Here is a 21,997-nt window from a genome sequence, read left to right as displayed (position 1 = left end):
TATATTATTTTATCTCTATCTTTTTCTCAAAAAGCCAAGAGTTTAACATTAGGAAAAAGATAGTAACCATAATATCAAATATTATTACGAATACATTAATACTCAAACTACCACTAGGTATACTTATGGATATTTCTAGTGAGCCAGTAATACTTTCATAATTAAATTGAGGTAAATTAAAACTAAGACTGTTAGGAGACCAGCTACTAATTTTATATCTTAATTTATCACCAAAAACTAAAATAAGAATTGATATTACATAAAGCATCTTTTTAAAAAGATCTTTCACAGAAGGAAGAACATTTGCAATGAAAAAAGTTGAAGATATTATAAAAATTTCCCATAAAGCAAACACCAAGAGTATTATGGTGTAAATTCCTCCTCTTTGCAAATAATTAATAATTAGGTTTTTAAATGCTGGATTCATATTACTAATTATTATTGTCATAAAAAATAAATTTAAGATTAAAATGTATAAGCTTTCTAATACTCCCATAATCATTCTACGAATATAAGTATAACGAGGATTAATTGGAATAGAGTAATAAAGATACTTCATATCCTCTGATACTAAACTCTTAATATTAAAAATCCCATTTAAAATCATGGACATAAGTAACGTTAAAAAGGACAATACAAAAGCCAATTCAGGAGTTAAATTTCTAAAATAACCCATAAAAAGACTAATATAAATTCCAATAGTTACAACAGTAATAATCAAATAATATCTCTTTTTTCCTAATATCCCATATTTAAATAAATTTAACATACACATAACTCTCCTTAAAATGTATTCCTAAATAATCTATCTATGGACATCTTCTTTTCTTCTCTAAGAGTCTCAGCTTTCCCATCAATTAGAATCTCTCCGTTGGAGATAAATACAGCACTATCAATAATTGACTCCACATCATCAATAAGATGAGTGGAAATTATCATTAAACTATCCTCTCTATAGTTCTTCAAAATACTAGTTAATATTCTTTCACGTGAAGCTGAATCTATTCCTCCCAAGGGTTCATCCAAAAGATAGACCTTTGCTTTTCTTGAAACAACAAGACTCAAACATACTTTTTCTTGTTCATCTTTGGAAAGTTCTTTTATTTTACTCTCAAATTTTAAATCAAAATATTCCATCAAATCCTTAAACTTTTTCTCTTCAAAATAAGGAAAAAATCTTTATAAAAATTAAAGGCATCTTTAATCTTCATCCATGAAGGAATTAAATTATTATCAGGTAAAAAAGAGACTATAGCTCTGGTATTATAGTCTATATCTTTACCGTCAATTTTTATGCTTCCAGAAGAAGGCCTTAAAAATCCTATAATTAATTTTAATAAAGTGGTTTTTCCACTTCCATTAGGGCCAAAAAGCCCTACAATTTCTCCTAAATCTCCAGACAAACTTACATTCTTTAATGCACATTTTTTCCCATAATATTTATACAAACCTTTAACCTCTAAAACTCCCATTTTTAATTAACCTCCTCCCAATATTTGCCTAATAGAAGATTCAAGTCTTCCTTAGATAAATTAATTTCCTTCATCTCCTTTATAAAAGCCTTAATCCTCTCACTAGCTAAATTTTCTTTAAGCTCCATAAGTTTCTTTTCATTGCTTATCACAAAGGAACCTACACCTTTAACAGTTTCTATTATTCCTTCCCTTTCTAATTCTTGATAAACTCTTTGAACGGTATTAGGATTTACCTTTAACTCCACTGCCAATTCTCTTACTGATGGCAATTTATCACCTCCTTTTAATTCACCTTTTATTATTTTTTTCTTAATCAAATTCATAATCTGAAGATATATAGGAATACGCTCATCAAAATCAGTCATTCTACACCTCCTTTCATTATGTATTACTGTATTAGTTATATAATACAGTATGACAATAAAATTTGTCAAGGATATGATAAAATATTTTGAAGATTAAACAAAAAGAAAGGAGGCTTATTTATTATGCAAGAATCTAACATTCCCTCCCTTACCTACCATAAATCAAGATGGTTTTATATTCCTTTAGGAATAATTATTTACATATGCTTAGGAACAGTATATTCTTGGAGTGTATTTAGAAAACCCTTAGAAAATCTTCTTAATATCACTGCTACACAAAGTGGTATTCCCTATATGCTCTTTCTTTTTTTCTTTTCACTATTTATGGCGCTTTCAGGTGGATTTATAAATAAATATAAGCCAAAGTATATTATTACATTAGGAGGAATACTTGTTGGTTTAGGTTGGATACTTTCTGGTTTTTTGCCAGATATAAATATGATTTCCATAACATACGGAATAATAGCAGGAAGTGGTGTTGGCATAGTATATGGAGTTCCCATTGCTGTAATATCAAAGTGGTTTCCTGATAAAAGAGGTCTTTCTATGGGACTTGTAATTTCTGGTTTTGGTTTATCCCCTCTTATTACTGCACCTTTAGCAAGATGGTTAATAGACCTATATGAACCTTTCAATACTTTTAAAATTTTAGGATTTGTTTTTATATTATTAATAACTATCATAGGGTTTTTCTTTAAGTTTCCACCAGAAAATTTTACTTTTAAAAATCCGAGTAAAACCCAAAAAAGGATTTTCTCTGAGCTGACTCTAAAAGAAATGTTAAAAACTTCAAAATTTTATGGACTCTGGTTTTGCTATCTTTTAGGAACAGTAGCGGGATTAATGATTATAGGAATATCAAGTCCTGTCGGAGAAGAATTGATAAAATTAGATCCTAAAATTACAGCAAAACTTATGTCTCTTTTTGCTATTTTTAATGCCTTAGGGAGACCTCTTTTTGGATGGATTACTGACAAAATACTACCCATGAAATCTGCAATTACTTCATATATCTTGCTAATAATAGCTACTCTCCTTATGATAATATCAAAAGCTGAAAATCCAATTTTCTATATAATTTCTTTTTCTATATTTTGGCTAATTCTTGGTGCATGGCTTGCTATAGCTCCTGCTTCAACTGTAATATTATTTGGAGAGAAAAACTATAGTAAAAATTATGGCATTGTATTTACCGCTTACGGCTTTGGAGCAATCATTGGAGTTACAATTTCTGGTATTTTAAGGGATATTTTGGGGAGTTATTTATATGTTTTTTATCTTTTAGGGATTTTAGGTATTTTAGGAATTATTATAGCTTTAATATTTTTAAGAGGGGAAATAGCATTTTAAGAAGATAATTAAAAAAATGAAAATGAAAGCTATGCTTTTAAAAAAAATATGTGATTTATCAGAATGCAAAGAGCCCTTAGTGCTTGAAGAGATACTTATTCCCTTTCCCAAGGAAAGGGAAATATTAATAAAAGTTTCAGCCTGTGGAGTATGCAGGACTGATCTTGATATTATTGAGGGGAGAACTCCTCCTTCCAAACTTCCCATTATCTTAGGGCATCAGATAGTTGGGAGAGTAGTAGAAAAAGGTGAAAAGGTTAAAAATTTTAATATAGGAGATAGAATAGGAATTGCATGGATTAACTATTCTTGTGGTAAATGCAAATTTTGCCTTTCTGGACAAGAAAATTTATGTAACGAATTCAAAGCTACTGGAAGAGATGTTGATGGGGGTTATGCTGAATATACCTTAGTCTCAGAAGATTTTGCATATAAAATTCCTGAAAATTACTCAGATGAAGAATCTGCTCCTCTTCTTTGTGCAGGAGCTGTAGGTTATAGATCTTTAAAGCTCGCTAATATAAAAGATGGAGATAATATTGGACTTTCTGGCTTTGGAGCTTCAGGTCATTTAGTACTAAAAATGATAAAAGTTCTATATCCTAATTCCAAAATTTTTGTATTCTCAAGAAATGAAAAGGAAAGAATCTTTGCTAAAGAACTTTCAGCCTTCTGGACAGGAGATTTTGGAGAAGAAACACCTGAAAAATTGAAAGCCATAATAGATACTACTCCTGCTTGGAGACCTATTGTATCGGTTTTAAAAAATTTAGAAAAAGGCGGTCGTCTTGTAATAAATGCAATAAGAAAAGAAGAAAAAGATAAAGAATTTCTTTTAAATATAAATTATGAAAGAGATTTATGGATGGAAAAGGAGATAAAATCAACAGCAAATGTAACAAGAAAAGATATAGAAGAATTTTTAACCATTGCTCAAAAGTTTAATTTTAAGCCAGAGGTTCAAATATATCCATTAGAATCTGCCAATTTAGCTCTTTTAGAATTAAAACAAGGTAAGATAAGAGGGGGAAAGGTCTTAAAAATATGATTAAAATAGAAAATTTTACCGAAAGAAAGGAAAACTTCAACTCAAGAGAAGTAAGAATTTTAGAATTTAACTTCTCCATATTAGAAGAATCCTATTACGACTTTTATATTTACTATACTCCAAAGGAACATCATTTAAAATGTCATTGCTTCCTAAACGATCTTGCCTTGGGAGAAGTTAATCTTTTTCCTAATGAAAATTACTGCCTCATGGGTGAGCTAAAACTAAAAAAGGGAAATTATACCCTTTCTATAGGTCATATTCCAGAAGATTTTCAAATTCATCATATGGAGCTTTTTAAGAAAGAAAAAAGTAATTTTAAATTTCCTGAATTTAAGATTAGAAATAATTTAGCCGGTTCTGCCAAGAAACTTTTAGAATTTTTTGAAAAAATATACTCCAAATATATAATTGCAGGTCAACATACAAATACATCATCTGGACCTGAGATAGCCTACCTTGAATATATTACAGGTAAACTTCCTGCTTTAAGAGGTTTTGATCTTTTAAGTTATTCATCTAAAACAAGGACTGAAGACATGACACAAGATGCAATAATAGAGATTGAAGGAAATAAAGGTTCCATAGAAAAAGCTATTGAATGGGGAAAAGATTATAGAGGAATAGTAACTCTATGCTGGCATTGGTATGCTCCTTCTGGGGGAAAAGATAAGACCTTTTATACAGCTAACACGAATTTTGATTTAGAAGAGGCTTTAAAATCTGGTACAGAAGAAAATAAAGCTTTATTATTAGATATAAATCTTATCGCTAATGAACTTTTAAAATTAAAATCAGCTGATATTCCAGTGTTATGGAGACCTCTTCATGAAGCAGATGGAAAATGGTTTTGGTGGGGAGCAAAAGGAGCCAAAGCTTACAAAGAACTATATTATCTTCTTTTTGACATTTTAACAAATAAATACGGATTAAATAATCTCATTTGGATTTGGAATGCTCCTCATCCAGAATGGAAAATTGATAACGAGTATTATGATATAGCTGGTATAGATAACTATGTTCCTGCTGGAAATTATGGTCCTATGAAATTTTCCTATAATTACCTTCTCCATTTAACAGATTATAAAAAACCTCTTGCTTTAACTGAAAATGGACCTATACCCGATCCTGATTTAGTTTTTGAATACGAGGCTTATTTTTTATGGTTTATGCCATGGTTTGGCCCTTTTATATTTAATCACAACATCAATTCAAAAGAACATTTAACTAAAGTTTATAACCATGAACGTGTTATAACCTTAGATAAAATTCAATGTTATAATAAATAATAAAAATATAAATAGGAGGTATAAAATGAGACACTTACTTATCTTTACTTTTCTCCTTCTTTTAATGATACCTATATTAGGGGCAGAACCACGTTATAAAGATGCTCTTATCCTTAGAGAACCTTCTTCTGCAGATATCAAAACTAAAAATCTTCCTCTAACTATGGAGCTTAATTTTTGGAATATTTTAAGCTATGAAGGTGAAACTTGGATGGCATTTTATGAAAAAGATGATACAGTAGAATATTATGCAGACATTAAAAACATTATATTAAAAGATAAAAATTCATGGGTACATGGATATCCTGAAGTCTATTATGGTTATAAACCATGGTCTGTCCATGGAACCTCTAGTGAAAAACTTGTTCTACCTCAAAAAGTATCTAAATTCCCTGATATCTATTTTAACTTTAAATATTCTTTATGGCATGAAAGTTATTTACCAATAAATTTTGCCATGGAAACATGGATCACCCGTGAAGAGAAGCAAAAATCAGCATCTTCTGGAGATATTGAAATGATGGTGTGGCTTTACTCCCAAAAATTAGGACCAGCTGGTAGAAAGGTTGCAGAAATAAAGATTCCAATTATATATAATGGAAGGGTTAAAGATATAATCTGGGAGGTCTATGTATCTCCTATGTCATGGGATTATATAGCTTACAAATCAAAGGAGAATTTAAAGGAAGGAGAAGTAAAGATACCTATAAATGATTTTCTAAAAAATTTGAGAGATATTATTAAGCAATACTCTAAAAGAATTACTCCAGAACAGTTTGACCAAATGTACGTTACAGACTGGGAAATAGGAACTGAATTTGGAGATCCTTATACTATATCTGCAAAATTTGGATGGACATTTTCAAATTTTGATATAGAAAACAAATAAAAAAGGGGAGACTTATCTCTCCCCTCTTTCATACTTATATTTATACATCTTTAAATCAGCCCTACTTATTAATTCATTAGGTGAAGTAATATCTTCTGAAGAAGTCTCTATTCCATAACTTATTTTTATTTTTCCGTTAGTAGAATCATCAATATGCATTTTTATCCTTTCCACCACTTTTAAAGCATCATCATAATCAGCCTTTCTCAATATTACAAGAAATTCGTCTCCACCCCATCTAATAGCAGAATCGCTTTGTCTAATTGAATTTTTAATAATATTAGCAACTTCTTTCAATAAGTAATCACCATATAAATGTCCCAAAGTATCGTTAATCTTTTTAAAAGAATCTATATCTATAAATACAACACTAAATTTCTCCTTTTCTCTTACAAAGTCAGAAAAGGCTTCTTCTATTTTTCTTTCTCCATAAGATCTATTAAAAATACCTGTTAAAGGATCATAAATTCCATATTTTTTCTCCCAAAAGATAATAAAATTCTTAAGTATATTTCTCATAACAAAGAAAACTTTTGGAGAAGGTTTTTCTAAGGAATAAAGCTTAATTGTATACGGCATTCTTCTATAAGTAAGACTTAAATGAGAATCATATAAAAGTCTATTTCCTTTCTCTAAGACTCTATCACCTATATCTATCCTTACCATAAAATCTTCCAAAAAATCTGTCAAAATCCTATATATAATCTCCATAGCCTCTTCCTCTCCTCTTGCCTCCATCAATGCTCTTCCCATATAAAGATCAAGAGCCCTTAGTTTGGAGTGTTCATGCATTATCTCCTTATAAGTATCACCCATCTTTTCTTTTATTTTATTTATCACATCTTCAATCCCAAGAAGAATAGCAAGTTCAAAAGCTTCCAATCTTACATATGGAAGAAATCCCATAAAAAATTCTCTCCTAACCATATATTCATCAAGAAGCATGTATGAATATAAAGCATCTAAAAACTCCCATCTTTCTAACATTTCATCAATGTAACCTATAAGATTAAAAAAGCTTTCTTTTAGAATAAATCCCTTCAAAAAAACATGCAAAGGAAAGTCTGTAGGATATCCTCTTAATGACTTTGAAAGATCAATTCCTTTTTCAGCAGCAAGTTTCATATATAAGGTAATTATTTGTTCCTCCTTAGTATTAAGGACTTCTTCTTCAGAAATATCATATTCCTTATTTAGAAAAGTCTTTAATATTTTCACTAATATCTCACTCTCTTTTATATTTTTAATTCCTTCCAGTTTCTGAATTACTCTTTCCAAATCATATAATTTCCCATAATAAAGATATGATATTGCTAATCTCCTATAACCTGAATATAAAAAGTAATCAAATTTAATATCCTCTAAAAGATTTTCAAGGATATTGATTAAACCTATCACTTCTTGATAATTAGAATATTGAATCTTTTTCTTTATTAAATTACCCAAACTTATAACTACTAGATTTAGTGATAGGTATTTTGAAAGCTCATATGCTTTCAAAGAAGCATAAATAGAGGATCTTGGCCCATTCAAGTAAGCCTTCAAATCACCTATATTATTCAATAATTTATGCAAAATTACTTTGTCCTTTGTCCTATTTGCAAAAGAAAGACCAGTTTCCAAAAATGAAAGCGCCTTCTCATATTTATTCTCTCCAATAGTCAAAAGAGCAAGCATATTATAAAAATTAGCCATATATTTAGGAGAAGATCCAAGATTTATAATTCGATCAAGATATTTATTAAAAAGATATAATCCATCCTCAATCTTCTTAGACAAGAAATAATAACTTCCTATTCTTGAAAGAATCTCTGGAGTTTCATAAGATACAGAAATATCCATAAAATTATTCTTAATAATTTCTTCTGCCTCTTCATATTTACCAAGATAAGATAGACATCTAACCTTAGTTGCTAAATCAAATAAATTATTTTCTTCTAAATCATTTATAAGTTCTAAAGACTGAGAAAATTCTTGGAAATTAATAAGTAAATCAATTAATTCCCTTCTGTAAAGATCCCTATTGGGTATCTCTTTTTGAAGAATCTCCTTTAGAATATTACTTTTTCTCTGTAGATTATATGTACTTCTATATTCCTTAAGTTTAAATAAAGTCCAACTTCTTATATCATCTTCTGAAAGTAAAGCCAGTCTTCCCCATAAATCAGAGTAATTGTATGAAGAAAGCTTTTTAGTAAATTTCTCTCTTAAAACTTTTTCATCCTTTATATAGCTTCTAATATTATTAAGTACATCTTCTGAGGCAAATCTCCATAAAGGATATTCCCATTTTAGAATTCTGCTTTCAGCAAATTCCTTCATAAATTTAAGAGGGCCATAAATATCCTTAACAGCCTTTATAGTAGTAGAAGAAAATGTTTTACCCACTATGGTGAAAGTAAAAAGGGCATTTTTATCACTCTCATAAAGGTTAGAGACTTTTTCATGTATAATCTCATCTAAAGGTTTAAATTGATTCACAAAAATAACTTCTGCATTATTCCAATTACCTTTACTTAAGCTATATAATTTTTCAGCTTCTTTAGGGGTAATATTAAAAGCCTTAGACATTTCATAAACTACAATACCTTCCTTAGTTATAGGTACAACATACTGATCAGGATTAAACCTAAAACAATTCAAAGCAAAATCCTTACCTGCAATTAAAAATCTTATATCATACTTTTTCCTTAAATAAGGGATTAGTTCTGAAAAAATTTCATTAAAATGTAAGTATTCTTGCCAATTATCAAAGAACCAGTATTTTATAGTTTTACGTTCAAGAATCACCTTAATAATATCCAAAATTTGAGAGATCTCAGCATCTTTTGTGATTACCTCTTCAGCCTCATAATCTTTCAAAAGAGATAAAAACCTTGGATGTATGTAACGCCTCAAAATAGGTCCAACTATATGATCCTTCTCTTCTAAAAACCTTTTTTTTATCAATCAAAACAAGCAATGATAAGAACAATTCACCAATAGGAGTCCTATGGGATGCATAATGAGTAAAGATAGATTGGGATTTTAATTTATTGTATAAAGACTTTAGTATATAGGTTCTTCCACTTCCCTGTGGAAAATCTAAATACACTATTTTTTCCCTTTCAAGGAGAGATTCTAAATAATTAATATTCTGCAAGATTAACCCCATTTATTTATTTTTATATCATTTATTAATTGAATTTTATCACAAATTCATTAAAGATTTAATTTCTTTTATCAAACATTGAGCCTCACAATTTAATCTTTTATCCCCAAGTTTTTCATCTACACCTTTAAGAGCTTCTTTTGTAAGCCCAACCTTTACATCCACATTATTGCTTCCTATTCTATCAAGATCAACATAGCCTAAATCTATACTCATCATTTCACTACTCTCTTCTATTCCTGCATGCATAGGATTTGCTGATACAAGTCCCTCTGGATATTTCACCTTACCCCAATGCCATCCCAAAACCTTCATAACCCTGTCCATATATTCACTTTCCAATCTCTCAATAACTTCAATCTGTTCTTTAGCCATATGTCCACTACAAACTACTGTCATTTTAAATCCTGTTCTCTCTAAAAAGAAAAGTACATCACTAAGAAGATAATAAAGAACATCTTTTTTCACAAATACACTTCCTGGAATTTTTTCTTCTGCAAACATCTCCATTCCCCATAAATTCTCTCCATTTTTTATCTTTATACCATCAGTACCTATAAATAAAGTAGGAAATAAAACTCCCCCTATCTCATCCCATACCAACTCCAATACTTTTCTCGTCCTAAAAGCATCAGTACCAAATATCAAATGTTCTCCATGCCATTCTATAGGACTTACAGGTAAATAAACTATGGGTTTACTACTCAAAATTTCCTGTAACTGATGAGGAAACATAGTTTCATATCTATATTTCATCATATTCTTCACCCCTTAAATTTTTCTTCTCTATAAATATTTTATCAGGGACTGATTTTGTCACTTTATTATGGTATTCTATAAGTGTAAAAAGAATAGTTTGTAAATAGAATAGAAATTGAAGTATACTTATATATGAGGGAGAAGACATGAGAATAAAATTAACATATGAAAGCTTAGATGGAGACATAGTACTTCCAAAACATTATAATCACCATATTCAAGCTCTCATATACAAAACCTTTACCCCAGATCTTGCTACAAAACTTCATAATATAGGTTTCCCTTTAGGAAAAAGAAAATTCAAATTATTCACTTTTTCCCGTATATTGGAAAAGGGCATTCTCTCCAAAGATAATGAAAAATTAATATTTAAGAGAAAAATAACAATATACTTCTCTTCTCCCATAGAAGATATAGTAGGAAATTTAGCTGAAAGAAGTTTTAAAGAAAGAGAATTTGAATTATGCAATAAAAAGATATATATCTCTCAGCTTGAAATAGTAACTACTCCAAAGATAGAAAATAAAGTAATAATTAAAGCTTTATCCCCCATTACCATATATAGCACTTTATATAAAAAGGATGGTGAAAAAATTGTACATTATTACAAACCAATTGATAAAGAATTCTCAAAACTTATGGAGAAAAACGCAAAGAAAAAATATCACCTTCTTTACGGAAAAGATGCAGAACAAATGTCTCTTGAAATAAAACCCTTAAAATTCTCAGTACAAGAAAACTTAAAAATTATAAAATTTAAGGACACCATTATAGAAGGATACACTGGCATCTACGAGCTCGTAGGGGATCCAGAATTAATTTATCTCACCTACGAGACAGGCTTAGGAAATAAAAATTCAGCAGGATTTGGAATGTGGGAAATATGGAGGGGAAAGGAGAGTGATGAAGATGCTTGATGCGGTTAAAGAGATAGGAGACATATTATTAAAAAAGAATATCAAAAACCAGATCGAAATCCTTATTGAAGATCCAAACCCTAACCAAAAATATAATAATGTTTTTTGCTTAACTTTTGAAGAAAACGGTAAAATAAAGTATATAGGAATTGAACCTGAAGACTATGATTCGGAAAAGAAAATAAAATACCTGTACAGAAGTGGTCCTGCTAATGGACCTAATTTTACACCTTCTACCAAAGTTACAGAGATAGAAAAAACTCTATCTATTAAAGTTTTAAATTGGTTCAAAGATGTTTTTTCACAAAAAAATTTAGAGATATCCAAAGAGGAAAAAGAATATTTAGAAAAGATTTATACAGAATTAAAAAATCATGAGAATGAAATAATAGAGGAATTCAAGCAAAAACTAAAAGATATACCAAAAAAGGAAGGCGTATTTCTAACCTTAAAGTTTAAAAAAGAAGGAAAAATAGAATATTTAGGAGATAAAGAAGTTTTTACAAAAACTTTAGAAAAATTGGTGAAGATAAAAGAGGGTAAAAAAGGTTCCAATATAGGCCAATGTTCTATATGCTTAGAGGAAAAAGAAGTTTCCATAGGGGACGGAATATATGCCTTCTATACAATAGATAAACCAGGATTTATCTCTGGTGGTTTCAAAGAAAAAGAAGCATGGAAAAACTTTCCATTATGTGAAGACTGTAGACGTAGCTTAGAAAAGGGGAAAGAATATATTGAAAAAGAGCTTACTTTCAAAATGGCAGGAATTTCTTATCAGCTTATCCCCAAATTTCTCTTAGGAAGGGAATTTATAAAGGAAGATGTTTATAACATATTTTTCGATACTCCAAAACTGCTATCCCTAAAGAAGAATACTGTTAAGAGATATCTTGGAGATGAGGAAGATATTTTACAGTATTTATCTGCCACCGACGATTATATTACTTTAAACTTTTTATTTATAGAAAGAAAACAAAGTGCAGAAAAAATCCTTGCACTCATAGAGGATGTTTTACCCTCTCGACTAAGAAGTATATTCAAAGCAAAAGAAGAGGTAGATAAATTATTTAATGCAGATTTCACTATGAGAAATCTATGGACTTTCTTTTCAAAATCAGATCCTGATAAAAGAGAAACAGACCTTGTAAATTACTTTTTAGAAATTGTAGATCACATATTCAAAAATAGACCCATAGATAAAGATTTCATATTCCAATTTTTTATGAGAAAAACAAGAACTCAGTATGTTAGAGATGAATATTTCTCCTTTGTAGTAAAAGAGGCTATAATGTCCCTTTTGTTTCTACTTTATTTAGACTTAATCCGTATGGAGGTGATAAATATGGAAGAAGAAAGATTATTTGAGCCTATATTTAAAAAATTTTCTCCAGCCTTTAATCATCCCCTTAAAAAGGGCCTTTTCTTGATCGGCGCCTTAACCCAAATGTTATTAAATGTACAATATTCCCAAAGAGGCAGTGATCCTTTTAGAAAACAACTAAAAAGTTTAAAAATGGAAGAAAAAGACTTTAAAGGGCTTCTTCCAAAAGTAATAAATAAATTACAAGAGTACGATTCCTTTGATAAAGGAAAACAAAAATTAGCAGAAGAAGCCTCTTACTATCTACTTCTGGCTGGAGATAATTGGAAACTTTCAAACGATGAGCTTAATTTCTACTTTGCATGTGGTATGAACCTATTAGATGAACTAATACCATATATTTATCCAGAAAAAAATTAAGATAGGAGGTGTTTTAAATGGGTGAGTTAAAAAATAGATCTGAAATACTTTTTCTCTATGACGTAACAGATGCAAATCCAAATGGAGATCCAATGGACGAAAATAAACCAAGGATAGATGAAGAAACAGGAGTAAATATTGTTACAGATGTAAGACTTAAAAGGACAATAAGAGATTATCTACACGAGTATAAAGGATTAGAAGTTTTTGTTAGAGAAATAAGAGACGATAAGGGGGAATTAAAAACTAAAGAAGATAGATTAAAGGAGTTCAAAGATAATAATGAAATTATTGAGAAATGTATTGATATAAGACTTTTTGGAGCAACCAATGCAGTAGAGGGGAAAACCATGACTTTAACTGGACCAGTACAGTTCAAATTTGGAAGATCTCTTCATAAAGTTGATCTAACCTATATAAAAGGAACAACAGTAATGCCCTCAAAATCAGGCAAAACTCAAGGTACTTTTACCGAAAAATACATTCTTCCTTATTCTTTAATAGCCTTTTACGGAATAGTAAATGAAAATTTAGCAAAAGTCCAAAATATTCCTCTTACTGAAGAAGATATAGACAATATGATGGAGGGAATATGGCATGGTACAAAGAATTTAATATCTACTTCAAAATTTGGCCAAGTTCCAAGACTTTTAATACAAGTTATTCACAAACCTGATTCATACTTTTACATAGGTGAATTAGATAGAAGAGTAAAAATTATATCAGATATAGAGGATGAAAAAATAAGGGATATATCACAAGTAAAAATAGATATTACAGAACTAATAAGGGTATTCACAGAAAATAAGGACAAAATCGAAAAAATCAGATATAAAGTAAATGAAAGAGTAAACTTAGTATCAGACGGGAAAGAAGTCACATTAAAGGAATCTCTAAAAGATTTCCAAACAGAAGAACTACCATTTTAGGAGATGATTTTTAATGAAAGTCTTAGTTTTTGATATTTTTGGAGAATTAGCCCATTTCAGAAAATTCTATACCACATCATCTCCCCTTTCCTTTCCTTTTCCTCCACCTCCTACCATATTAGGCATGCTTGGAGCTATTTTAGGAATAGATAGAAAAGAATACTTAGAAACTTTTTCCTTTAATAACTGCAAAATAGCATTACAAATTGTAAATCCTATTAAAAAGATAAGATTAGGCTTAAATTTAACAAACACAAAAGGAAACATCTGGATACCAATTAAAAAGAAAAATCATGATGCAAGAACTCAAGTAAAAACAGAATTTATCAAAGATCCAAGATATAGAATATATTTCTATCATGAGAATGAAGAAATATTTGGCAAACTTGTAGAAAATATTAAAAATCATAAAAGTTATTACACCTTCTCTTTAGGCCTTTCAGAACTTTTAGGAGATTTTCAATTTATAGGAATAAAAGATTTTACAGAGAAAGAAAATGGAGAAATATTTATATCAACTTTAATCCCTATATCCCAAATATTAGAAAACAAGATAATTTTTGAAGAAGGAAAAAGTTATTTTAAGGAAAGAATCCCATTGATAATGAATAAAGACAGAATAGTAGAGAGGTATGAAGATGTGGTCTTTGAAAGCCAAGGAAAACCTATCAAAGTCAGAGTAAATAAATACTATCAGGAAGATGGTGGAACAAATGTTATATTTTTCTAATTTATTTTCCCATCCAGATAAATATTTAGAAATACACTTAAAAAACACTATGAATCTTGCCATCAGTTTCTTAAGCGACATTCCTATGGAAAACTTACTCCTATCAAAGGAGAAATTGCAAAAAATAATAAAAATAAATACTTTGTCCCATGATATAGGAAAAGCCACAAAATTTTTCCAAGAATATTTACTCTCTGGTAGAGATGAAGAGAGTAAAAAAGAAACAAGACACTCTCTCCTCTCCTCCTTTATTGCTTACTATATAACTCAGAAAACTTTTGAAAATGAAAATATTCCTGAAAACATCAAAATAATACTTCCTATAATCTCCTACATAAATGTTAAAAGACATCATGGTGACTTCTTAGATATACTAATAGAATTGGATATATCTGAAGAAGATAAAGAGCTATTACATAGACAAATTGATAGCATAGAAGAGGAAAAATTTAATATCTTAATAAAAAACATAGAGGAACCACTTTTTAGTGAAATTTCAAAAAATAAATTAAAAGAAATTATAGAACAAGTTTCAAAAGATATAAAGATTAAGAGAATAAAAATTAAAAATTTAAAACATGAAAATTCTCCAGAATATTATTTATTAAATAACCTACTTTTCTCCATCTTAATAGATGCGGATAAAAGCGAAGTCACGGTAGGTAAAATAGAAAGAAATCTATTAGAGATACCATATACCGTAGTAGACAATTATAAAAAAGACATGAAGGCTGAAAGAAAACCTATAAATGAACTTAGAGAAAAGGCATATCAAGAAGTGTTAAAAAAAGATATTGACCTTGATCAGAAAATTTTTTCTCTAACTCTTCCAACAGGTCTTGGAAAAACCTTTGTTTCTTTTGCCTTCGCCCTTAAGCTAAGAGAGGAAATAAGAAAAAAGAAAAGATATACTCCAAGAATTATATATTCATTACCTTTTCTAAGTATTATAGAGCAAAATGCAAATGTGCTCGAAAAAGTCCTACTAAAATATTTTGGAAACATAGATTCTACCATAATATTAAAACATCATCATCTTTCAGAAACCTATTATAAATATAATGATAATGAGATAGAGCCTGACCACGCAAAAATATTAATAGAAGGCTGGAATTCAGAAATAATAATAACCACATTTGTACAACTCTTTCATACATTAATTTCAAATAAAAATTCAAATCTAAGAAAATTACATAGAATATCTGGAAGTATTATTATATTAGATGAAGTACAATCAATTCCCATAAAATATTGGCACCTGTTAAGAGAGATATTTAAAGAACTTGTAGAAAAATTTAATACATATATTATTTTCTCTACAGCTACCCAACCCCTTATATTTAAAAAAGAGGAAACTTTCAACTTGATAAATGCTGAGGCCTACTTTACAAAACTAAATCGTACAGTATTGATTCCTCGTCTTGATGAGTCCCTTCTATTAGAGCAGTTTATTGAAAACATTAACATCAAACCTGACAAATCATATATGTTTATCTTTAATACAATAAACTCAGCTCAAAAATTTTATAATCTTTTAAAAGAAAAAACCAAGGAAGATATAGTTTTTCTCTCAAGCCACATAGTACCAAAGGAACGTTTAGAAAAAATTGAGAGTATAAAAAAAGGAGAAAAAAGAATAGTAGTTACGACCCAATTGGTAGAAGCAGGGGTAGATATTGATTTAGATATTGTTTATAGAGATATTGCACCTCTGGATTCTATAAACCAATCAGCTGGAAGATGTAATAGAAACTGGCTAAAGAATGTTGGTGAAGTATACATCTATTCTTTACAAGATGAAAAAAGAAGATACGCCTCATATATATATGACAAAATTCTTTTGGATGTTACTAACAATATTCTTAAAAAAGATGAAAAAATAGAAGAAATAAAATTTATCAACTATATACAAAATTATTTTTATGAGATTAATGAAAGAAAGGCCAAAGACATATCTAAAAACTTCTTAGATGCAATATATTCATTAAGATATTCAGGATATACAGAAAACGAAAATGATAAATATATAGGTATCGAAGATTTCAAACTTATTGAAGAAGATCAACCAAAAATTGATGTATTTGTAGAATTAAATGAAGAAGCAGAAAATCTATGGAACCAATATATAAAGCTTAAAGAAATAAAAGATATATTTGAAAGAAGATTAGAATTTCTAAAAATAAGAGATGATTTTTATAAATATGTGATATCAATTCCCAAAAAAGCAGAAAATCTACCAGCCTTTGAATATGGTTTTGGATATATATCCAAGGATAATTTGGAAGATTTCTATAACAAAGAAACAGGATATAAAATTAAAAGCGATATTTTACTTTGGTGAAATATGATTACAGGGAGTTTGATTGAAAGCTTCTTAATATGTGAAAGACAAGCATGGCTAATGGCCCACCAAATAACTCCAGATCAAGACCATCCATACTTAGAGCTTGGTAGATTAATAGATGAAGAAAGTTTTAAAGACGAAAAGAAAAAAATAAGCTTAGAAAACATGATTATAGACCTTATTAAAACTGAAAATAAAACATTAATTGTGGGAGAGATAAAAAAGAGTTCAAAGGTACAAGAAATTGCCAAAATTCAACTTGCTTTTTACCTATATTCCCTTAAAAATAACTATGGCATAAATGCTTATGGATTACTTATATTTCCCAAAGAAAAAAGAAGAGTTAGAGTAGTATTAGACAAAGAACTAGAAGAGAAAATTGATGATACTATTAAAAGGATCGAGGTTGTCATATATAAGGGAAAACCTCCGTTACCCCAAAAAATTCCTTATTGTAAACTCTGTGCATATAGGGATTTTTGCTGGTCATGAGTGAAAGTATATATATCTTTACTAGTGGAGAATTAAAAAGAAAGCACAATACTATATACTTTGAAACTTCTGATGGTCAGAAAAAATATTTACCAATAGAAAATGTGAGAGATTTGCATATATTTGGTGAAGTAACTTTAAATAAAGAAATTTTAGAATATTTATCTCAAAAAGAAATAATCCTTCATTTTTACAATTACTATGAATATTATGTGGGAAGCTTTTATCCAAGAGAGCATTATAACTCAGGTTATATGATCCTAAAACAGGCAGAATATTATTTGGATTCTGAAAAAAGATTAGAATTAGCAAAATGTTTTGTAAAAGGAGCTATTGATAATATAAGAAAGGTTTTAAACTATTATACAAATAGAGGTAAAGATTTATTAAAACCTAAAATACAATACATAGAAGATTTGGCTGAGGGAATTGAAATTTGCAAAAAAGTAGATGAGATAATGGGAATAGAAGGCAATATAAGGGATATTTATTATTCATGTTTTAATGAAATTACAGAAAATGAGGATTTCTTCATTGAAGAAAGAACCAAAAGACCACCTTCTAATTATATGAACACCCTTATAAGTTTTGGAAATTCCCTACTCTATACAGCAATTCTCTCAGAAATATACAAAACACATTTAGATCCAAGAATAGGATATTTACATGCTACAAACTTCAGAAGATTTTCTTTAAACTTAGATGTAGCAGAAATATTTAAACCAATTATTGTAGATAGAATCATCTTTTCTATGGTAAATAAAAAAGAGATAACACCTAAGGATTTTGATGAAAAATTAGATGGTGTATACCTTAAGGAAAAAGGTATGAAACTCTTTGTGCAAAACTTTGAAGAAAAAATGAAAACTACTATTCAATATAAAGATTTAGGAAAAATTTCTTATAGAAGGTTAATAAGATTAGAACTCTATAAACTTGAGAAACATTTATTAGGGGAAGAAAAATATTCTCCTTATATATCTCCATGGTAAATGTACATAATAATGGTTTATGATGTAAATCAAAAGAGAGTTAACAAGGTACTAAACACTGCAAGAAAATATTTAGAATGGATACAAAATTCTGTCCTCGAAGGAGAAATAACAGAAGCAAAATTCGAAAGATTAAAAAGAGAAATAGAATTAATAATAAATGAGGAAGAAGATTCTGTTATTTTCTACATTATGAGAACCACAAAATATTCAGAAAGACAGATATTAGGAATAGAGAAAAATAAAAGAGAACAGATATTATAAAAGATCATTATATATATCTATCACTTTTCTTTTTAAAACTGGATGTATAAATTCTGGTTCAATCTCAGAAATAGGCCCCATAACAAAGTTCCTATTATGGGCATCAGGATGCGGTATTATTAATTCTTCCGTTTCAATTATTAAATCATCATAAAATATAATATCTAAATCAATATTCCTCGGACCCCATTTAAAAATCCTTCTTCTTCCCATCTCTTCTTCAATTTTTAACAGAACTTTTAATAAAGAAAATGGCTCAAGATCTGTCTCTACCAAACAAACAGCATTTAAAAAACTGTCCTGCTCTTTATATCCATAAGGTTCTGTTTCTATTATAGAAGACACTTTCAAAATATTAATTCCTTTTTCTTTAATCTTTTCTATAGCTATCTCAATATTTTTTCTTTTATCACCTAAATTACTCCCTAATGCTATGAAGACCTTATGCATTTTATAGCCTCTATAACATCAATTACTCTCTTATTTTCCTTTACATCGTGAACTCTAACAATATCAACATCCTTAAGTGCACAAAGAGCTGTAACTCCAAGAGTGCCTTCTAATCTTTCCTCAGGAGGAATATCTCCTAAAGCCTTTCCTATAAAACTTTTTCTTGAAGCTCCTATTAAAATAGGTTTTTTCAAACTTTTAAATTCAGTTATCCTGGCTAATATCTCTAAATTATCTTCATATCTCTTACCAAAACCTATACCTGGATCAATAATCACCTTATCCAGATCAACCTTATATCTCTCTGCATAATTTAATCTTTCTAAGAAAAAATCATATATTTCTTTAATTACATCATCATAATATGGATTTATTTGCATATCCTTAGGTGTACCTTTCATGTGCATTAAAACATAAGGAATTTTATATTCAGAAATAACCTTGACAAGATTATCGTCAAATCTAAACCCACTGATATCATTTATCATATCTGCTCCCAATTCTATTGCCTTTTTAGCTACTCTTGCTCTATAAGTATCCACTGAAATGAAAATATTTGAAAAATTCTCCCTAATTATCTTTACAGCAGGAATAACCCTATTAATTTCTTCCTCTTCATCTATAAGATCAGAGCCAGGTCTTGTTGATTGCCCCCCTATATCAATAATATCCACCTTGCTTTCTATCATATATTTAGCAGTATTTAAAATCTCTTCTAAATTTATCTTACGAGAATTGGCATAAAAAGAATCTGGGGTCACATTTATTATTCCCATTATTAAAGTTCTATCAAAAGTTATTTTTCTATTCCAAGGAGATTCAATATAAGAAACTTTATCCTTCTCAAAAAAATTCTTTAAAAGATTATAAACCTTAGGAATATCAAAATAATTGATATTTTCCAATTTCTTCATAAGAATATCATAGTGTTTTCTTGTCCCAAGAAGAATTACATCACTTTTATCTATTCCACAATTAATAACATTTTTATGAACTACAACATCTCCTCCAATAGAAAGCATCTCCTGCTTCAAAATATTGGCAGTAGGAGACGTAAGTTCAAAAATCTTCAAGGGAATAATTCTACTTTTTCTAAGAAAAATTGAAAAAGAATCAAAATGAGCTCCTACTTTATCTATCTCTTTAATTAAAAATTCAGGTGTTAATTCCATTATCATTCTTTATCCACCCTTTCTCTACACATGCAAAAGCTTCATGATTATGAATACTCTCAAAACTTATTACTTCCACCCTATACCACTCTATCCTTTTATCCTTATCTAAAACAAAGGCTATATCTCTTACTACATCTTCTACAAATTTTGGATTATTATATGCCATCTCTGTAATATATTTTTCATCTGGACGTTTTAAAAGAGAATAAACTGGAGCACTTGCAGAACTCTCTGCTATTTCAACTAAATCCTCAAACCATATAAGTTTCTTCGACTTAACTTCTATATTTGCTATAGCTCTTTGATTATGAGCTCCAAACTCGCTTATTTCCTTAGAACAGGGACAAAGAGTATGAATAGGAACTTTTACACCTACAATCATCTCCAAATCCTTAAAAAGCTCTGCCTCAATTATACATTCTATTTTATTAGGCGACTCCATCTGCGAAATTGGAGCCTTTTTCCAGATAAAGTAAGGAAAGATAAGTCTTATATGGCTACTTTCTGCTCTTAACTTTGTCTTAACCTTCTGCAAAATTCTTTCTAAATTTTCAGGCCTAATCACATCAATCTCATCCAAAACCTCAACAAACCTACTCATATGTGTACCTCTTAAATCATGTCTAAGATCCACAGAAAGATCTATTTGAGCTATAGTATATTGGTGACCTTTTCTTTGATCAAAAACCTTTATAGGATAATAAAAATTCTTAATCCCTACTTTTTTTAGGGATATACCTCTTTCATCTTTTTCACTTTGTACATCTTTTAAATTATCCACCTCTATATATCACTCCACTATCTGAAGTTTCCCATATTTGTACTTCATAAAGAGAAAAATTTTTACTTCTTAATTTGCCTTCTAATTTATTCCAAACCCATATAGCTATATTCTCAGCTGTAGGTTGTGAGATTATATCATTTATATAACTATGATCCAGTACATCAATAATTTCCTTCTTCACGATATCCTTTAATTCTACAAAATCCATAATTATACCTTCCTCATCAGGCTCACCTTCCAAAACTATCACTAATTCATAAGTATGTCCGTGTAATCTCTCACACTTTCCTTTATAGCTTACTAAATTATGGGCTGCATCAAACTTAAATTTTTTAATTAGCAACATTTTCTATCTATACTCCTTACTTAACCTATATAAATCTCTTAATAAATCTCTATAGATTATACCATTTAAGTACAAAATTTATAACTTTATCTATATAATCGTAAGTCTAACTTTTTGTTACATAAAAACCTCAATCAAATTATTTTTATTCATATTTTTTGAGATCGACAGAAAATGTAACAATTAGAGATAGCCTCCTTTCATTGCTAAACTTTATTCTCACTAATTTCTTAATGATTTTTTATCCCAAATATTTTTCAAAATAGTTCTTTGCTTTATTAGAAAACAATTTAGCTTATTCTTAAAAACTATTTTTACAGTCTACCCCCAATAAACCCAAAACCCTGGGGAATCGACAGAAATATATTTTTTATATCACAAACCCTATTTACATCTAACTTTTTTTATGCTATACCACCTATAAAATTGTAGCGTACTTATAAGAGATTGAAACACCCCTCAATTGTCCTCACTTCCAGGTTGAGATATTTGTTTATAGCGTAC

General features: G+C 29.2%; 23 protein-coding genes. 12 read left to right on the top strand and 11 right to left on the bottom strand.

Annotated elements, in window-relative coordinates; translation table 11 throughout:
• Positions 1-4 precede the first annotated feature (4 nt).
• The 4 genes from ACY3JO_RS03505 to ACY3JO_RS03490 are packed head-to-tail and all read right to left on the bottom strand — an operon-like array spanning position 5 to position 1,840.
• Positions 5-769, bottom strand: coding sequence for a hypothetical protein (locus ACY3JO_RS03505; RefSeq protein WP_463085436.1), 765 nt, complete (start codon positions 767-769; stop codon positions 5-7).
• Positions 770-783: 14 nt separating this feature from the next.
• On the bottom strand, positions 784-1,140 hold the full coding sequence (locus ACY3JO_RS03500) for an ATP-binding cassette domain-containing protein (RefSeq protein ID WP_463085435.1): 357 nt from the start codon (positions 1,138-1,140) through the stop codon (positions 784-786).
• On the bottom strand, positions 1,137-1,472 hold the full coding sequence (locus ACY3JO_RS03495; protein ID WP_463085434.1) for an ATP-binding cassette domain-containing protein: 336 nt from the start codon (positions 1,470-1,472) through the stop codon (positions 1,137-1,139). The genes ACY3JO_RS03500 and ACY3JO_RS03495 overlap by 4 nt, the downstream gene beginning before the upstream one ends.
• Positions 1,473-1,474: 2 nt before the next feature.
• Positions 1,475-1,840: a GntR family transcriptional regulator gene (locus ACY3JO_RS03490; protein ID WP_463085433.1), complete on the bottom strand. Its 366-nt coding sequence runs from the start codon at positions 1,838-1,840 to the stop codon at positions 1,475-1,477.
• A gap of 123 nt (positions 1,841-1,963) precedes the next feature.
• On the opposite strand from ACY3JO_RS03490, the gene ACY3JO_RS03485 reads away from it, so the two are divergent.
• From ACY3JO_RS03485 to ACY3JO_RS03470, 4 genes are read left to right on the top strand one after another with little or no spacing between them, the layout of a single operon-like run.
• A complete protein-coding gene (locus tag ACY3JO_RS03485) occupies positions 1,964-3,190 on the top strand; it encodes an L-lactate MFS transporter (protein WP_463085432.1) in 1,227 nt (408 codons plus the stop codon).
• 22 nt (positions 3,191-3,212) lie between these two features.
• Positions 3,213-4,238, top strand: coding sequence for a zinc-dependent alcohol dehydrogenase family protein (locus ACY3JO_RS03480; protein ID WP_463085642.1), 1,026 nt, complete (start codon positions 3,213-3,215; stop codon positions 4,236-4,238).
• Complete coding sequence (locus tag ACY3JO_RS03475) at positions 4,235-5,527, top strand: glycosyl hydrolase (protein WP_463085431.1); 1,293 nt, start codon at positions 4,235-4,237, stop codon at positions 5,525-5,527. The genes ACY3JO_RS03480 and ACY3JO_RS03475 overlap by 4 nt, the downstream gene beginning before the upstream one ends.
• Before the next feature lie 25 nt (positions 5,528-5,552).
• Positions 5,553-6,416 carry a GH12 family glycosyl hydrolase domain-containing protein gene (locus ACY3JO_RS03470; protein ID WP_463085430.1) on the top strand — a complete coding sequence of 288 codons (864 nt, stop codon included), beginning with the start codon at positions 5,553-5,555 and terminating at the stop codon, positions 6,414-6,416.
• A gap of 12 nt (positions 6,417-6,428) precedes the next feature.
• Here the strand turns inward: ACY3JO_RS03470 and ACY3JO_RS03465 are convergent, their stop codons facing one another.
• From ACY3JO_RS03465 to ACY3JO_RS03455, 3 genes are read right to left on the bottom strand one after another with little or no spacing between them, the layout of a single operon-like run.
• A complete protein-coding gene (locus ACY3JO_RS03465) occupies positions 6,429-9,314 on the bottom strand; it encodes a diguanylate cyclase (protein ID WP_463085429.1) in 2,886 nt (961 codons plus the stop codon).
• Positions 9,265-9,558 carry a hypothetical protein gene (locus ACY3JO_RS03460; protein WP_463085428.1) on the bottom strand — a complete coding sequence of 98 codons (294 nt, stop codon included), beginning with the start codon at positions 9,556-9,558 and terminating at the stop codon, positions 9,265-9,267. Before ACY3JO_RS03460 ends, ACY3JO_RS03465 begins: the two co-directional genes overlap by 50 nt.
• A gap of 48 nt (positions 9,559-9,606) precedes the next feature.
• Complete coding sequence (locus ACY3JO_RS03455) at positions 9,607-10,326, bottom strand: creatininase family protein (protein ID WP_463085427.1); 720 nt, start codon at positions 10,324-10,326, stop codon at positions 9,607-9,609.
• Positions 10,327-10,472: 146 nt separating this feature from the next.
• Between ACY3JO_RS03455 and cas6 the strand changes: the two genes are divergently transcribed.
• From cas6 to cas2, 8 genes are read left to right on the top strand one after another with little or no spacing between them, the layout of a single operon-like run.
• On the top strand, positions 10,473-11,243 hold the full coding sequence (gene cas6 / locus ACY3JO_RS03450) for a CRISPR-associated endoribonuclease Cas6 (RefSeq protein WP_463085426.1): 771 nt from the start codon (positions 10,473-10,475) through the stop codon (positions 11,241-11,243).
• Positions 11,230-12,987, top strand: coding sequence for a TIGR02556 family CRISPR-associated protein (locus ACY3JO_RS03445; RefSeq protein ID WP_463085641.1), 1,758 nt, complete (start codon positions 11,230-11,232; stop codon positions 12,985-12,987). The genes cas6 and ACY3JO_RS03445 overlap by 14 nt, the downstream gene beginning before the upstream one ends.
• Positions 12,988-13,004: 17 nt before the next feature.
• Positions 13,005-13,916, top strand: coding sequence for a type I-B CRISPR-associated protein Cas7/Csh2 (gene cas7b / locus ACY3JO_RS03440; RefSeq protein WP_463085425.1), 912 nt, complete (start codon positions 13,005-13,007; stop codon positions 13,914-13,916).
• A 13-nt stretch (positions 13,917-13,929) separates the two neighbouring features.
• Positions 13,930-14,646, top strand: a complete 717-nt coding sequence (gene cas5b / locus ACY3JO_RS03435; protein WP_463085424.1) for a type I-B CRISPR-associated protein Cas5b — start codon at positions 13,930-13,932, stop codon at positions 14,644-14,646.
• On the top strand, positions 14,618-16,987 hold the full coding sequence (cas3, locus tag ACY3JO_RS03430) for a CRISPR-associated helicase Cas3' (RefSeq protein WP_463085423.1): 2,370 nt from the start codon (positions 14,618-14,620) through the stop codon (positions 16,985-16,987). Before cas5b ends, cas3 begins: the two co-directional genes overlap by 29 nt.
• Positions 16,988-17,005: 18 nt before the next feature.
• Positions 17,006-17,482 (top strand): CRISPR-associated protein Cas4, encoded by a 477-nt coding sequence (gene cas4, locus ACY3JO_RS03425; protein WP_463085422.1) that lies wholly within the window; start codon positions 17,006-17,008, stop codon positions 17,480-17,482.
• A complete protein-coding gene (gene cas1b, locus ACY3JO_RS03420) occupies positions 17,479-18,474 on the top strand; it encodes a type I-B CRISPR-associated endonuclease Cas1b (protein ID WP_463085421.1) in 996 nt (331 codons plus the stop codon). Before cas4 ends, cas1b begins: the two co-directional genes overlap by 4 nt.
• Positions 18,475-18,738, top strand: a complete 264-nt coding sequence (gene cas2, locus ACY3JO_RS03415) for a CRISPR-associated endonuclease Cas2 (RefSeq protein WP_463085420.1) — start codon at positions 18,475-18,477, stop codon at positions 18,736-18,738. It begins immediately after the preceding gene.
• Here the strand turns inward: cas2 and folK are convergent.
• From folK to queD, 4 genes are read right to left on the bottom strand one after another with little or no spacing between them, the layout of a single operon-like run.
• A complete protein-coding gene (gene folK, locus ACY3JO_RS03410) occupies positions 18,733-19,188 on the bottom strand; it encodes a 2-amino-4-hydroxy-6-hydroxymethyldihydropteridine diphosphokinase (protein ID WP_463085419.1) in 456 nt (151 codons plus the stop codon). The two genes, cas2 and folK, sit on opposite strands and share 6 nt — an antisense overlap.
• Positions 19,170-20,366 (bottom strand): dihydropteroate synthase, encoded by a 1,197-nt coding sequence (gene folP / locus ACY3JO_RS03405; protein ID WP_463085418.1) that lies wholly within the window; start codon positions 20,364-20,366, stop codon positions 19,170-19,172. The genes folK and folP overlap by 19 nt, the downstream gene beginning before the upstream one ends.
• Positions 20,344-21,144 (bottom strand): GTP cyclohydrolase FolE2, encoded by an 801-nt coding sequence (folE2, locus tag ACY3JO_RS03400; protein WP_463085417.1) that lies wholly within the window; start codon positions 21,142-21,144, stop codon positions 20,344-20,346. Before folE2 ends, folP begins: the two co-directional genes overlap by 23 nt.
• Positions 21,137-21,493, bottom strand: coding sequence for a 6-carboxytetrahydropterin synthase QueD (gene queD / locus ACY3JO_RS03395; protein WP_463085416.1), 357 nt, complete (start codon positions 21,491-21,493; stop codon positions 21,137-21,139). The genes folE2 and queD overlap by 8 nt, the downstream gene beginning before the upstream one ends.
• Positions 21,494-21,997: the final 504 nt, after the last annotated feature.

It is taken from the genome of Dictyoglomus sp. LHC4 (assembly GCF_055181355.1).
The sequence above is the reverse complement of the archived record's forward strand: the minus strand, read 5'-3'. Positions and strand labels throughout refer to the sequence as shown.

Excerpts from the sequence above, each read along its gene's own strand:
- cas7b (WP_463085425.1), top strand. The coding sequence starts at position 13,005 with ATGGGTGAGTTAAAAAATAGATCTGAAATACTTTTTCTCTATGACGTA.
- cas2 (WP_463085420.1), top strand. The coding sequence starts at position 18,475 with ATGTACATAATAATGGTTTATGATGTAAATCAAAAGAGAGTTAACAAG.
- ACY3JO_RS03475 (WP_463085431.1), top strand. The coding sequence starts at position 4,235 with ATGATTAAAATAGAAAATTTTACCGAAAGAAAGGAAAACTTCAACTCA.
- ACY3JO_RS03495 (WP_463085434.1), bottom strand. The coding sequence starts at position 1,472 with ATGGGAGTTTTAGAGGTTAAAGGTTTGTATAAATATTATGGGAAAAAA.
- ACY3JO_RS03505 (WP_463085436.1), bottom strand. The coding sequence starts at position 769 with ATGTTAAATTTATTTAAATATGGGATATTAGGAAAAAAGAGATATTAT.
- ACY3JO_RS03470 (WP_463085430.1), top strand. The coding sequence starts at position 5,553 with ATGAGACACTTACTTATCTTTACTTTTCTCCTTCTTTTAATGATACCT.
- folP (WP_463085418.1), bottom strand. The coding sequence starts at position 20,366 with ATGATAATGGAATTAACACCTGAATTTTTAATTAAAGAGATAGATAAA.
- cas5b (WP_463085424.1), top strand. The coding sequence starts at position 13,930 with ATGAAAGTCTTAGTTTTTGATATTTTTGGAGAATTAGCCCATTTCAGA.
- queD (WP_463085416.1), bottom strand. The coding sequence starts at position 21,493 with ATGTTGCTAATTAAAAAATTTAAGTTTGATGCAGCCCATAATTTAGTA.
- ACY3JO_RS03485 (WP_463085432.1), top strand. The coding sequence starts at position 1,964 with ATGCAAGAATCTAACATTCCCTCCCTTACCTACCATAAATCAAGATGG.
- ACY3JO_RS03455 (WP_463085427.1), bottom strand. The coding sequence starts at position 10,326 with ATGATGAAATATAGATATGAAACTATGTTTCCTCATCAGTTACAGGAA.
- ACY3JO_RS03480 (WP_463085642.1), top strand. The coding sequence starts at position 3,213 with ATGAAAGCTATGCTTTTAAAAAAAATATGTGATTTATCAGAATGCAAA.
- ACY3JO_RS03490 (WP_463085433.1), bottom strand. The coding sequence starts at position 1,840 with ATGACTGATTTTGATGAGCGTATTCCTATATATCTTCAGATTATGAAT.
- cas3 (WP_463085423.1), top strand. The coding sequence starts at position 14,618 with ATGGTGGAACAAATGTTATATTTTTCTAATTTATTTTCCCATCCAGAT.
- folK (WP_463085419.1), bottom strand. The coding sequence starts at position 19,188 with ATGCATAAGGTCTTCATAGCATTAGGGAGTAATTTAGGTGATAAAAGA.
- cas1b (WP_463085421.1), top strand. The coding sequence starts at position 17,479 with ATGAGTGAAAGTATATATATCTTTACTAGTGGAGAATTAAAAAGAAAG.
- ACY3JO_RS03445 (WP_463085641.1), top strand. The coding sequence starts at position 11,230 with ATGAAGATGCTTGATGCGGTTAAAGAGATAGGAGACATATTATTAAAA.
- cas6 (WP_463085426.1), top strand. The coding sequence starts at position 10,473 with ATGAGAATAAAATTAACATATGAAAGCTTAGATGGAGACATAGTACTT.